Consider the following 12,930-nt stretch of genomic DNA (forward strand, 5'->3'; position numbering starts at 1 on the left):
CCAAGAAGCCAGGGAAAAAAACCTTGAAATCCTAGATTTGAGTAATTACTCAGATAATACAATATTAAAACTTTTCGTTAATTTAGTTTCAGATCGATCCCAACCATTGACCAAGATACCAGAGGAAGTTTTTGAACTCAAACAAATTAAAGTATTAAAATTAAAGTATAACAAAATAGATAAAATTCCGGAGTATATTGGTAATTTATTCAATTTAACTCATCTATATTTATCCTTCAATCAACTAACCAACCTTCCAGAGTCTATTGGGAATCTATCCAATTTAACTCATCTATATTTATCCTTCAATCAACTAATAAATTTACCAGAATCTCTTGGGAATCTATCCAATTTAACCGATCTAAATTTAGAGACCAATCAACTAACAAACCTCCCGGAATCTCTTGGGAATCTATCCAATTTAACCAGACTAGAATTATGGAATAATCAACTAATAACTCTGCCGGAATCTCTTGGGAATCTATCCAATTTAATCAGGTTAGAGTTATGGAATAATCAACTAACAACTCTGCCGGAATCTCTTGGGAATCTATCCAATTTAATTAGGCTACATTTATCGGGTAATCAACTAACAACTCTGCCGGAATCTCTTGGGAATCTATCCAATTTAACCAGGCTACATTTATGGAATAATCAACTAACCACCCTGCCCGAATCTTTTGGAAATCTCTCTAATTTAACCCAGCTAGAGTTATCGGAAAATCCCCTGGTTGTTCCACCGCCAGAAGTTGTCAGTAAAGGGGTAGGTTCTATTAAACAATATTTTCGGCAATTAAAACAAGAAGGAAAAGATTATATCTATGAAGCTAAGTTGTTGATTGTGGGCGAGGCCGGAGCAGGCAAAACTAGTTTAGCTAAAAAAATTCAAGACCCCCAATACCAACTCCAAGACAATCAACAGTCTACAGAAGGCATTGATGTTATCAAATGGAGTTTTCCTCTAGATAACGTACGAGAATTTAACGTCAATATTTGGGATTTTGGCGGGCAAGAAATTTATCATGCCACCCATCAGTTTTTTTTAAGTAAACGTTCTCTCTATATTTTGGTTACGGATAGTCGTAAAGAAGATACGGATTTTGATTATTGGCTAAATATTGTAGAACAATTTAGTGATAATAGCCCCCTGTTGATTATTAAAAACGAGAAACAAGACCGCCGCAGGGACATTAACGAAAGAACTTTGCGAGGAAAGTTTACCAATCTCCAAGCCACTCTCGCTACTAACCTCAAAACTAACCGAGGGTTAGCAGAGATTATCGCTGCTATTCAATATTACATTCAAAATTTACCTCACGTCGGACAACCATTACCGAAAACCTGGGTAATGGTGCGTCAAGCCTTAGAAAACGATTCCCGTAATTATATCTCTCTTGATAAATTTCTAGATATCTGTGAAACCAATGGATTTACTCTACTAGAAGATAAATTACAGTTAAGCGGATATCTCCACGATTTAGGAGTATGTCTTCATTTCCAGGATCAAGAAGATTCCTTGTTATATAAAATAGTCATTATTAAACCAGAATGGGGTACCGATGCGGTTTACAACGTGCTGGATAATCATGACGTTATTAATAACAATGGAAAGTTTACCCGCCACGATTTAAAACGTATTTGGAAAGACGAAAAGTATGCCTCTACCAGAGGAGAATTACTAGAACTAATGAATAAATTCCAACTTTGTTATCAAATTCCTGACAGCAAAGATACGTTTATCGCCCCTCAACTCCTCAGCGATAATCAACCAGACTATGACTGGGATCCATCCCACAATCTGATTTTACGCTACACTTATCCGGATTTTATGCCCAAGGGTATTATCACTCGCTTGATTGTGGTGATGCACCAGTATATTGACCAACAACAATACGTTTGGAAAAGTGGCGTCATCTTAACTAAGGACAACACCAAAGCTGAAGTGATTGAATATTACGGTAAACGGGAGATTAAAATTAGGGTTACTGGTAGAGATAAGCGGGGATTATTAACTATAGTTGCTCACGAACTAGATAAAATTAATCATTCTTATAAGCGATTGAAGTGCAGTAAATTAATACCTTGTAATTGCCATAAGTGTAAAGACAGTCAGTCGCCACATTCTTATCCCTTTGAAACATTGCTAAAATTTATAGAAGACCAGCAAGACACCATTCAATGTCAAACAAGCTATGAGATGGTGAATGTTTTGAGTTTACTTGGTGATATAATAGATTTGAACAAGTTAGTATCTAACGATCCACAAGATAGTAATCAATCCATTCAGTTTAAAGGCGATATTCAAAAATTAGTATTGCTATTATCACAACACGGTAATATTTCTGGAGATTATTCTGAAATCATGGCTAATATCAACGATAAAAGTCAAAATATAAATATATCGGATAACGCTACAGTAACAAATAGTTTTGCTGGTGCGTTTAACTTAGGTGAGATTAGTGGTACAGTTGCTAATACTATCAACCAGTTACCTAGCTTTGAGCCTGAGCCTGATAAAAAACAACTGAAGGAATTACTCAGTCAACTGCAAAGCGCAGTCTTAGCAGAAGATTTGGATGACGAAGACAAAGCAGAAGCCCTAGAACAAATTGAAGCGATCGCTTCTGGTTTAACTAATTCCGAAGATGGTGCTGTGAAGAAAGTAGTTAAGAAGGCGATGAAAATACTCATGGGAACTGCTGCTGCTTTGTCTCCTACTGCTAATATGGTAACTATATGTAAGGATTTACCAGGTTTGATTAGTAAGATATTTTGAGAAAAAGGCAAGATAAGCGATCAGCGATCAGCGATCAGCTTTCAGCTTTCAGCGATCAGCGATCAGCTTTCAGCTTTCAGCTTTCAGCTTTCAGCTTTCAGCTATCAGCTTATGCGCTACGCGCACAGCTTTTGAATAAAACAAGTAAGCATTGCTTTAATCTCTGTTACGTCAGCTGAAGGCTGACGGCTGAAGGCTGAAGGCTGACGGCTGACCGCTGACGGCTGACCGCTGACGGCTGACCGCTGACGGCTGACCGCTGACGGCTGACCGCTGAATGCTTACAAAAAATATAAGTCTAAAAATAAAAAAAATAGCCGTAGATATTATGTCTACGGCTTTTTCAATGCCACAGTAAGTGGATTGAAATTGTCATGTCAGTCAGATCCCAAACCAAACCTGATGTGATCTTATTTTATTGGCCAAAGGCCACGCTACGCGAAAAGACCAGGAGCCTTTGCAAGGGGGGAAACCCCCCCAGAAATTTAGCGATGCAGCGCGGTCTTGGGGAGCCAGTGCGGTCTTGGGGGTTCCCCCCATGAGCAACTGGCGTGGTTTCCCCCATGAGCGACTGCATCAAGACAACGTGTTATGGCAACAGCCAATACTTCATCATGGTAGTCCTCACTTCCCCTGGAACCTCCGTCGGCTCCAGAGGACTCCACTCGCAAATCTCTGCATACCCAAATACATAGAGGGTGTGCATGCTATAGGTTACTGCTTTACGAGAGCCTTTCAGAGTGTGCTCAACAGGGTATTTTTTTAGGTTTGGGTTAAATTCTGTTGACATGTTTTAATTTTTGAACTCGACGTTATATATATATAATCATAATGATTATATATTAATTTGTCAAGGGTTTTAAAAAAACTTTTTTTTGGGGGTTTTATGGAGAAGTTGCAATTAATTTAAAAGCTAAGCTTAAGCGCTATGCGCACGCTACGTGAACAGCCTTCAGCTATCAGCATTCAGTTTAAAATTAACCTATTTAGTAAGAATTTAATATTGATAGATTAATGAGAATTTAAAGTCTAGGTAAAAGCCCATTTTATTCAAAAGATGTTCGCGTAGCGTGCTAATAAGCTGAGAGCTAAGAGCTGAGAGCTGAGAGCTGAGAGCTGAGAGCTGAGAGCTGAGAGCTGAGAGCTGAGAGCTGAGAGCTGAGAGCTGAGAGCTGAGAGCTGAGAGCTGAGAGCTGAGAGCTGAGAGTTTACGATTTAATATTAATAAAAAAAAGCGATACTATTGGCTGAGCATCGCTTTTGTTGTTGATCTAATTTTACTGACAGCGTTTTTGATAACTATGAGTTACACAGGATGTTTTACCGATGCCCGATGCCCGATGCCCGATGCCCGATTCCCGTTCCCCTCCTGGGAGGGGTTAGGGGTGGGTTCCGATTCCCGATGCCCGATGCCCGATTCCCTTTCCTATAGCTAATAACTTACGAATCTGAAGGTACGGGCTGAGATTCTAGATATTCCAGAAAAGACATTAATTCTTTGTCACTAAGCAGCTGACGCGATCGCTTACCGTAAGTTTGTAGAAGATAGTCTTTCCCCTGTTGAGTTGTCCAACCCAGACGCTTCATTTCTACATTAGTTTTAGTAATGATGTCAGAATGGTCAATAATCCCAGAACTCAATGATCCCATGTCACTGGTGTTAGTCTCCATGGTATTTTGAGAATATGACTGAACTGGAGGATCAGGTGGTGAGGTCTGGTAGCTAATTGGCTCCCTCTTCTTAGGGATGTCAGCTGGCACAGAGGTCTCTACTTCCCTTGAGAAGGAATCATTGCTAAAGTTCCTTACTGGTTCTACTGATGGGATATTGGCAGCGGTTTCCCTAACCTCTCTAGCTCTTGACTCTGAGAAAGAGTAACTACTGGTGTCACTGGTTCGACTAGCTTGAGTAAAATGATGATTGGGTTGAGTCTGTTCCTGACTTGCTGAGGTCGAGCCAACATCATAGCGAGGCAATGGTTGCAGCGGCAGATTTACCTCACGCTTTGCTCTGGGAATATCCTTGTTTTGATCAATCCCTTTGGTGCTATCCATGCCTAAAGCAGCTAAAGCTCTAAGTCTGGCTTGGTCTTCTGCTAATTCAACGGTTTGGGCAGCAGCTAGACCGGTGACCAAGATGGTACCCTCAACTTTAACTGAGCAACGTACTATGTACTGACCATGGTCAATTGCTAAAAGATCGCTGATCAAGCTGCCTTGAGGATAACGATCTCGGAACTGAGTAAACATAAAACCATTTCCTGCCCAAATCTAAGCATTATATCATAGCATAGCTTTACCCGAAAACTGTAGCAAGCGATGCAGCGCGGTCTTGGGGAGCCAGTGCGGTCTTGGGGGTTCCCCCCATGAGCAACTGGCGTGGTTTCCCCCATGAGCGACTGCATCAAGACAACGGAACAGCATATCTACGGATCACCGGAACATTTGTTCCCGATTCTCTACTCCCGTTGATGTACAATAAAACATGATACAATAAAACTATATTTGGTAAGCTCGCTCAAAAATGGTCATCTTAGTGAAAGTATTCTGTGGTTACAATCTTCAACAGACCTAGGAGAAAGGAATTTCTGTTCTGTTCCTGATCCAGTGGAGCAGTACAGCCAAGTACAACTAAAGTTCCTTTTTTCCAGGCGCTCTAGGAATAGGAAATCAGAGGGCGGGTAAACCTCCAAGTTCCCCTCGTTGCCCACACCTACTATCTTCCACAAGAGCTGTCATCTGCTGATGTAGTCCGTAGCCTTTTAGCTTAATCTGCTCTTATGCCCCACGTCCGAACTTGCATGTCGGCGTGACATGAATGGCGGATAAGAACTTTTATACTTTGTGATCATCTATAATGAACATAGTAGGGTAATGAAATTAAGAGCTAACCGCCACCTACTTGCTAAAAATAGAACTTTTTTGTATTGTTCCGGCGCGGAGGGGCATCTCGTGTCGTTAATAAAGCTTGCCGAGTATCCTAACCGTTGGGTGGAGTTGGCAAGAAGCCTACACTGAACTCGAAGAGTTAGTGTAGGAGTATGTCACGTAGACTAGTAGTAGATATAACTGGGGAATTTGAACACAGTTCCGAGGCTGACCAGACGTTGGCTAGCTTCTCTTTTGCCCCAGGGGCTAAAGCATCGGCAAAGCAAGGGGACTAAGTTACCAGGAAGCGTAATGGTTCCGATTATTGCAGTGTCTGAACATAAGAGTTTTAGCCGAATATTCTGGGTGGCATTGGAGAAACTCACTCTTTGAATCGGTTGCTTCTTATACATAACTGCCTGTTAGTTACCCGTTTGATGATAACTTCGCCAACGAAACAATCGTCCTAGGTTCCTCAAACCGTAACTCAAAGAAGGTGCCATGGCGTTTGAATCACTGGCTATTGACCAACCTCAATCTCAAAAATCCCGCAGGCTTTGTTAGGTGAGTCATTAGCCTAAAAAGTTACCCTGACCTTAGTCTTGCTTCGGAACAAAAACAACAGAGTCGGTTAACCAGTTTAGGCAAACCATCAGTGGATACCCTTTCCTGGGAAAGAAACACAAGGGGTGGAACAAGTTCAGCTACCCGGGATTACTGATGCACTATTCTCTGCTGCTGGAGAAGTGTACACCTGGCTTGCCTTTCAATGTTCAGCCGATGACCCGATCGCATCAGGGACTGTCCTACCAATGCGATCGCATGCTCTTAAGGGCAACAAGCAAAAACCACGATCAGACGAAAAGGATTGTTGGATGGAATTTTCAATCGCTACATTACTTTCTAATTTTACTGATGATAAACTAGTGGCACCCAAAGTCTTAGAAAAAAAACTTGGTTGCCAAGACAAAGACAGTCTCAAAAAACTCCAGATTTCCCTGGATGTACTGGAAAAATTAGGAATTCTGGTTAAAGATCGCGGCAGGTATCGGCGTGTTTACGAAGAAGACGTGGTGGAAGCCAAGCTGCGGTGTTCCAGTAAAGGCTTTTGTTTTGCCATCCAAGAAGTCGAGGGAGCCGATGATATTTACATTCGGGAGAGTAATCTGAGTACTGCCTGGAATGGCGATCGCGTCCTAGTCAAAGTTACCAAAGAAGGTAGCCGACGCCGCTCTCCTGAAGGAGAAGTGCGGTTAATTCTGGAACGGGTAAATCCTTCAGTGCTAGCGCGAGTCAAGGAAACTGGTAATGGTTACCGAGCCTTTCCCCTTGATGACCGACTCTTGTTTGAACTAGATCTTGAACCAGATCAGGAAATCTTACAAAAAGCAGTGGAGCATCTGGTTCATGTAGAAGTGCTACGCTACCCCCTAGGACAAAACCCTCCCCTTGGAAAAGTTGCCCGTATTTTAGGAAGTGATGCAGAAGATGCCGCTGACACCGACATTGTCTGTTGCAAGCACGATTTACGCTCTAACTTCCCTGATGAGGTACTTCTAGCCGCTGATAACTTACCGAAAAAGCTGAAAAAATCCGACTATAGCGAGCGCCTAGATTTGCGAAAGGTTCTAACCATTATCATTGAAGATAAGCTAGCTAACTCAGAAAAGGTAGTTGTAGAAAACGCCTTTACTCTAGAAAAAACTGAAGCAAATCAGTGGCAACTGGGGATACATATTGCTGATGTGGCTTACTTTGTCCCTCCAGACTCTCCCTTGGCGGATGAAGCCAGAAAAAGGGGTACAGCAGTTTATCTGTCCGATGTGATATTGCCTTTACTACCGGACGCCGTTACCCAGCTTTGTTCCCTAGTACCAGGTCAAGACCGCTTAACCATCTCCGTACTACTCACTCTAGACGAAGCTGGTAAGGTAGTAGAATATCAGATTCAACCGTCCATAACCCAGGTACACTACCAGCTCAGTTATGAGCAGGCTCAATCCCTTCTGGGGGGACATGAGGAAGCTGACTCAGAATTGGCACCTGTGGTGGACATACTCAAGGAACTGTTTTTTACCTTGAGTCCAGCAGTCAGGGCGCAACGAAAGCAGCGGGGTGCCTTTGACCTAAATTTGTCCCAGATTCCATACCCCTATAAAGATGAAGGGAGAGTGGGGGCTCTGGAGGTTTCTTCAACAGTACCAATGCAGTCTTTGTTGAAGGAATTAGTGATCTTAGCCAATCAAGCAATAGCTACCCACATCCAAGCCCTAACTTTGCCAGGGATTTACTGTGTCCAGGGGCTACCGGATTGGGATGGGCTTCAGGATTTGATGAGGTTGGGCATGAATCTAGAGCATGATATGCAGCTTGAGCAAGAGGAAACTATTACCCCTCAAGACTATCAAGGCTTTACCCAGCTATTTGCCAAATCCATAGCACCTAAAGTATTGATCTATTTGTTGTTATCAACCTTAAAACCAACAGGTTATAGTTCTAAACCAGGATCGCACTTTGGTCTAGCATTGGATACTGGCTATACTCACGGAGTATCACCACTGAGGCGCTATGGGGATTTATGGGTACAACAGTTACTGCATTTGGTATTTGAAAAAGGAAGAGACCGTCGTTCTACCCGTTCCAAAGACCGGGTAAATCTGAATCATAGCAGCTGTCAAGGTAATATAAACTGGAATGTTTTACCACCAGAAATTCACCAAGAGTTAGAAAATCAGTTAACTACATTAATTCCCCATCTCAATGACCGTGAAAAAATCACCATGGATGCAGAGATGGATTTACAGGGCTTAAAGAAAGCTGAACAGATGAAAGAGCGTACAGGAGATATCTTCAGCGGTCTGATTACTGGGGTTCAATCCTACGGCTTTTTTGTCGAAATTGAAGACTTGTTAGTAGAAGGATTGGTTCATGTTAGCTCTCTCAAGGATGACTGGTACGAGTATCGCTCCCGTCACGCCTGCCTAGTCGGTCGCAAAAATCGCACTGCCTATCGATTAGGCGATCGCGTCGAAGTCCAAGTCAAGAGTGTGGATTATTACCGTCAACAAATTGACCTGGTAACCGTAAGCGGTGGTAGTTTTGCTAGTAACGAAGATTTAGAGGAGTAAGTTATTCGTGAGTGGTTAGTAGGTTACTAGAAGGTTAACTAACCACTAACCACTAACCACTCACTACTAATGAAATGATATTAAGTCCGGTTAATCACTTACAGCGGTTTTAAATTCGGTGAGGTACAAACTTATCGGTTTTAGGGAGCAGGGACTTCGGAGCAGGGACTTCGGAGCAGGGACTTCGGAGCAGGAAAAAAAACTTGTTTACCTCATAGTTATGAAAAACGCTGTATAATATGCTTGATTCTAATAGGGTTGATTCCTTTTTGTTAATTAACAATTTAAGCTATTAGCTGATAGCTGATAGCTGAATGCTTACATGACACCGGACATGATTTTACTACTGACTAATCACAACTAATGACAACTCCTTTAATTCTTGGTGTCACCGGTGCATCTGGGCTAATCTATGCTGTACGGGCTTTAAAATATTTACTAGAGGCTGACTATGCTATTGAGCTGGTGGCCTCAAAATCTACCTATATGGTTTGGCAGGCAGAGCAAAATATTCGCATGCCTCTAGAACCCGATCTACAAGAACAATTCTGGCGTGAGCAAGCAGCAGTCGATCAGGGGGGCAAACTCATTTGTCATCGGTGGGGGGATGTGGGAGCCAGCATTGCTAGTGGTTCTTTCCGTACTTTAGGAATGGTGATCATGCCCTGTAGTATGAATACCGTAGCAAAAATGGCTGCGGGCTTCAGTACTGACCTGCTGGAGCGTTCAGCAGATGTTCAAATTAAAGAAGGGCGTAAGCTAGTAATCGTACCTCGTGAAACACCCTTTAGCTTAATCCATCTGCGTAACCTTACCAGGTTAGCAGAAACAGGAGTTAGAATTGTTCCAGCTATACCGGCTTGGTACCATAACCCTCAAACCATCGAAGATTTGGTGGATTTTGTGGTAGCTCGTGCTTTAGACCAGTTAGACATTGACTGCATTCCCCTAAAACGATGGCAGGGCAGAAGTACTGATTAGCTTCAACATAGTTATTATGATAGGTAAGCAAATAAAGATATCGGAAAGATGGGGAAAATAGGGCAGATTTCAAAGAGGAAGTAGTAGGAGGCTAAATCGTCAGACGTTTCTGCCTTGAGCCGGACATATGCTGATCAATCTTCATCACCCCTCAAGCAACCTTTAACCTGTAACCTTCAAGCCCTTGGTTTATGTTTAGGATTATTATATTCTTATGTTTGGTAATAGGTGGATTGGCACTGTTTGTTGTCGATAATTGGTTGCCAGTGCTACCGTTGGTCTTTCTAGGCATGAAGACACCACCTCTACCTCTAGCCTTGTGGATTGTTGGTGCCGTTGGAGCTGGAGTTCTAACCAGCATCAGCCTACGACTCCCCAATTACCTGGCTTGGCGTTACTCTCGTCGAAATTCTGAACCACCGGACAACGAGCCATTATTTTCTGAATATAGCCGTCGCGAAAGTAATCAAACCCAGACGAGGCAGCATAAAACTCGTGAGCGTCCAGCCTCGAAAGAAACCTCAAAAGATGATCCGGTCTCGGATTGGGAAGAAAGTAGTAGTAAAGACTGGGACTTTGACAAAGATCAGGATTCAGATCGAGTTTCATCAGGTCGCCAAGGGGTTAAGCAAGATTCGACCTCACACACAACTATTGCGGATCCCACTAGCTATGACCTGAGCAAAGAACTCGAAAGTAGTGATCAAAGCGACTCTGTGTATTCCTATAGTTATCGGAAACCTGGAAATTCAGGTGTTGGTAAATCCGAAACAGTTTACGATGCCAAGTTTCGAGTAATTAATCCACCTTACAAGACGGTAGCTAAGCAGCCTGAAGAGGATGAAGAGGACTGGGGGTTTGAGGATGATGAAGACTTTGAATAACCCTTTTTGTGTCAATATTTGTGTGTCAATAATGTTTAATTACGTTATATAGCAATCCTAACTCACTGTTGACTTTGTTTATTACTAGTCAAACAATAGCAGCCAAGGTAGTGAAAGGTCACTCCTTGGCTGCTATTGTTAGATAGTTAGTCAATTATCCATTTGGCTAATGATTCATTTGTTCGCGAGATTGTTGCCTCACGCGACCAGTCATGGCAGCTTCCTGTAAGGCCATAAAGGCATCGAGATCCGCCAAATCGTACTTTTTAGGTTTTTGATGGAGCATCCTGCGTAATTTATCCTCGGCTTCTATGGTAAGATAACCGGTGGTGAGAGCTTGTTTGACAATGTCACGAATTAGCAACATTTACTTTGTTACCCCTACTTTAGATGGAGTGACCACTAGTGAAAACCAGTAGATCGGTTTAACTATCTGTTTCACTAGTGGGATAGTTTTGTGAGACACCGAAATCAGCTGCTTCATCAGGTAGTTAAATGCCAGGGATTAGAAACTGTGCGTTACACATATTTGAGTTTCCCTGGTCTAGAGAACCGGGGATTATTTTACCCTCGTGCCAAGTTTGGACTTGTATTCAGTCTAAAGGTACACCAGGCAAACGGTGCTTAAACACCGCTTACCTAGTCGGCTTAAGCCTAACCCTAAGCTTCTGGCTACTTTTATAATGACGGCGGTTAAAACCGCCTTGTCTTGCTTCCTCCGCCACATAGCCACATAAATGATGACGGTTTCCACGCTGCCTTTGTCTAGATCCAGTCCCAGATGGGGAAAACCACGCCAGTCCCTCATGGTCAAGGTTCCTGTGTGTTAAGGCTTGCGGGAGCACCTTAGTAAGCCCAGTGGGCACCCCCTGTGGCCTCACTGGCTCCCCAAAACCACGCTACATCGGGTTTGTTGGGATGAAGTTTAGATGAAGCTATTGTGAATAATAACATAAATGTGAAAGGCTGTCTCCCAGTGGGAATCCTAGAGTGGTACCGTTGATTAAGTGTGAACTAAGGGTAATCACTGATTAGACCGGGGAGGGCATGCGTGAATGACTTGTTGAAGGGCATCAATGTTTTTCTGATTGGCATGATGGGCGCTGGCAAAACTACTGTTGGAGGTTTACTAGCTAGTGAGCTAGGTTATGGTTTTTGTGATACAGATGCCCTGATTGAGCAAATTGCAGGTAAAACGATTAACGAGATATTTGCTGAGGACGGAGAAGAAACCTTTCGACAACTGGAGACTCAGGTACTATCGCAACTATCGGCTTATCAGCAATTGATCGTTGCTACAGGAGGTGGTATTGTGCTTAAACCCCAAAATTGGAGTTATCTGCATTATGGTCTGGTGGTCTGGTTGGATGTCCCTGTGGCAATGTTAATCGAACGCTTGCAAGAGGATACCACTCGCCCCTTACTACAGAAACCTGATCCTGCTTTAGAATTGCAGAAAATTCTTGACCAAAGACGGAGTCTTTATGAATTAGCTGACCTTCACATCTGTGAAGATTTTGGGGAGACTCCACCACAGATTGCTTCACGAGTGATCACAGAAATTCCGAAAGTTCTTAAAAAATCTACACAAAAAAATTAGGGTTAGTGGACAGTCGTGTCAGGTTGAATACTTATCTTTCTGGATCTTTATAGGTTGATAGCCAATTAACACTTAACACTTAACACTTAACACTTAAGTAAGCATTCAGCAGTCAGCGGTCAGCAGTCAGCTTATTTTATTCAAAAACACCGATTGCGCTATGGGCACGCTGCGCGAACAGTAGCGTGCCCATCGCCCATAAGCACCGAAAGTAGCACCATCTGTAGCGCATTAGCTGATAGCTGTTCGCACCTCAAGCAGCGTGGCCACAGGCCAAGCGTGCGCGTAGCGCATTAGCTGATAGCTTAATGGTTACCGAAAATTTTGGGTTTAAAGCCCCGTCCTTCCTTCGACGGCTTTCAATGAAAGTTTGTAAGAGATGTGCTATAATCAGGGTAAGCGCAAGAAAAAATTGCCCATAATGTGCATTGGCTGGATATCGGTTGATCGTGGCTCGAAACCCCTATAATCTCGTAGAACTTTATTCTCAATAGAGTTTAATAGTTGAGAATGAACCCAGTTTTTTCTCAATAAGCTACAGCTTATTGATTCTTGCGCTTACCCTGGTGCTATAATGAAAGCATAAACAATAAACTTTAAAAGTAGAGAGATACTATCTAATCATAAGTAGGCAACGTAAAAAATATGTAGAGCGTACATATTGCTCCATTGGGTCTAACGACTTGAACGTCT

General features: G+C 42.7%; 13 protein-coding genes. 9 read left to right on the top strand and 4 right to left on the bottom strand.

Translation table 11 applies throughout. The annotated features are described in order from the left end of the window. The coding region (locus F6K38_RS26260; protein WP_287357988.1) for a COR domain-containing protein at positions 1-2,776 on the top strand (2,776 nt) is incomplete at its 5' end. Positions 2,777-3,150: 374 nt separating this feature from the next. Beyond that, the gene (locus F6K38_RS26265) at positions 3,151-3,318 is read left to right on the top strand and encodes a hypothetical protein (protein WP_287357990.1); all 168 of its coding nucleotides are present in this window, start codon (positions 3,151-3,153) and stop codon (positions 3,316-3,318) included. Positions 3,319-3,365: 47 nt separating this feature from the next. Here F6K38_RS26265 and F6K38_RS26270 read toward each other — a convergent pair whose 3' ends face one another. Further along, on the bottom strand, positions 3,366-3,566 hold the full coding sequence (locus tag F6K38_RS26270) for a hypothetical protein (RefSeq protein ID WP_287253711.1): 201 nt from the start codon (positions 3,564-3,566) through the stop codon (positions 3,366-3,368). 511 nt (positions 3,567-4,077) lie between these two features. Here F6K38_RS26270 and F6K38_RS26275 point away from each other — a divergent pair. Continuing rightward, complete coding sequence (locus F6K38_RS26275; RefSeq protein WP_287357993.1) at positions 4,078-4,212, top strand: hypothetical protein; 135 nt, start codon at positions 4,078-4,080, stop codon at positions 4,210-4,212. 4 nt (positions 4,213-4,216) lie between these two features. On the opposite strand, the gene F6K38_RS26280 is transcribed toward F6K38_RS26275, so the two are convergent. Next, positions 4,217-5,026 carry a slr1353 family protein gene (locus F6K38_RS26280; protein ID WP_287253713.1) on the bottom strand — a complete coding sequence of 270 codons (810 nt, stop codon included), beginning with the start codon at positions 5,024-5,026 and terminating at the stop codon, positions 4,217-4,219. A 116-nt stretch (positions 5,027-5,142) separates the two neighbouring features. Between F6K38_RS26280 and F6K38_RS26285 the strand changes: the two genes are divergently transcribed. From F6K38_RS26285 to F6K38_RS26305, 5 genes are all read left to right on the top strand, one after another. After that, complete coding sequence (locus tag F6K38_RS26285) at positions 5,143-5,265, top strand: hypothetical protein (RefSeq protein WP_287357995.1); 123 nt, start codon at positions 5,143-5,145, stop codon at positions 5,263-5,265. Positions 5,266-5,817: 552 nt separating this feature from the next. Then, positions 5,818-5,940: a hypothetical protein gene (locus tag F6K38_RS26290; RefSeq protein WP_267872120.1), complete on the top strand. Its 123-nt coding sequence runs from the start codon at positions 5,818-5,820 to the stop codon at positions 5,938-5,940. A gap of 579 nt (positions 5,941-6,519) precedes the next feature. Continuing rightward, positions 6,520-8,772, top strand: a complete 2,253-nt coding sequence (locus tag F6K38_RS26295; protein WP_044495596.1) for a ribonuclease R family protein — start codon at positions 6,520-6,522, stop codon at positions 8,770-8,772. Between the two features lie 363 nt (positions 8,773-9,135). Then, positions 9,136-9,753: a flavin prenyltransferase UbiX gene (locus F6K38_RS26300; protein ID WP_008190620.1), complete on the top strand. Its 618-nt coding sequence runs from the start codon at positions 9,136-9,138 to the stop codon at positions 9,751-9,753. 233 nt (positions 9,754-9,986) lie between these two features. Continuing rightward, positions 9,987-10,637: a hypothetical protein gene (locus F6K38_RS26305; RefSeq protein ID WP_081431888.1), complete on the top strand. Its 651-nt coding sequence runs from the start codon at positions 9,987-9,989 to the stop codon at positions 10,635-10,637. 166 nt (positions 10,638-10,803) lie between these two features. Here F6K38_RS26305 and F6K38_RS26310 read toward each other — a convergent pair whose 3' ends face one another. Beyond that, positions 10,804-11,004: a hypothetical protein gene (locus F6K38_RS26310; protein WP_287357998.1), complete on the bottom strand. Its 201-nt coding sequence runs from the start codon at positions 11,002-11,004 to the stop codon at positions 10,804-10,806. A gap of 231 nt (positions 11,005-11,235) precedes the next feature. Further along, positions 11,236-11,445 (bottom strand): hypothetical protein, encoded by a 210-nt coding sequence (locus tag F6K38_RS26315; protein WP_008190626.1) that lies wholly within the window; start codon positions 11,443-11,445, stop codon positions 11,236-11,238. Positions 11,446-11,688: 243 nt separating this feature from the next. On the opposite strand from F6K38_RS26315, the gene F6K38_RS26320 reads away from it, so the two are divergent. Further along, a complete protein-coding gene (locus F6K38_RS26320; RefSeq protein WP_008190629.1) occupies positions 11,689-12,237 on the top strand; it encodes a shikimate kinase in 549 nt (182 codons plus the stop codon). Positions 12,238-12,930: the final 693 nt, after the last annotated feature.

Source organism: Moorena sp. SIO3B2, from assembly GCF_010692525.1.
Classification (GTDB): Bacteria; Cyanobacteriota; Cyanobacteriia; order Cyanobacteriales; family Coleofasciculaceae; genus Moorena; species Moorena producens.

Coding starts and splice junctions, on each gene's coding strand:
- F6K38_RS26265 (WP_287357990.1), top strand. CDS start 3,151: ATGTCAGTCAGATCCCAAACCAAACCTGATGTGATCTTATTTTATTGG.
- F6K38_RS26270 (WP_287253711.1), bottom strand. CDS start 3,566: ATGTCAACAGAATTTAACCCAAACCTAAAAAAATACCCTGTTGAGCAC.
- F6K38_RS26275 (WP_287357993.1), top strand. CDS start 4,078: ATGAGTTACACAGGATGTTTTACCGATGCCCGATGCCCGATGCCCGAT.
- F6K38_RS26280 (WP_287253713.1), bottom strand. CDS start 5,026: ATGTTTACTCAGTTCCGAGATCGTTATCCTCAAGGCAGCTTGATCAGC.
- F6K38_RS26285 (WP_287357995.1), top strand. CDS start 5,143: ATGAGCAACTGGCGTGGTTTCCCCCATGAGCGACTGCATCAAGACAAC.
- F6K38_RS26290 (WP_267872120.1), top strand. CDS start 5,818: ATGTCACGTAGACTAGTAGTAGATATAACTGGGGAATTTGAACACAGT.
- F6K38_RS26295 (WP_044495596.1), top strand. CDS start 6,520: ATGGAATTTTCAATCGCTACATTACTTTCTAATTTTACTGATGATAAA.
- F6K38_RS26300 (WP_008190620.1), top strand. CDS start 9,136: ATGACAACTCCTTTAATTCTTGGTGTCACCGGTGCATCTGGGCTAATC.
- F6K38_RS26310 (WP_287357998.1), bottom strand. CDS start 11,004: ATGTTGCTAATTCGTGACATTGTCAAACAAGCTCTCACCACCGGTTAT.
- F6K38_RS26315 (WP_008190626.1), bottom strand. CDS start 11,445: ATGAGGGACTGGCGTGGTTTTCCCCATCTGGGACTGGATCTAGACAAA.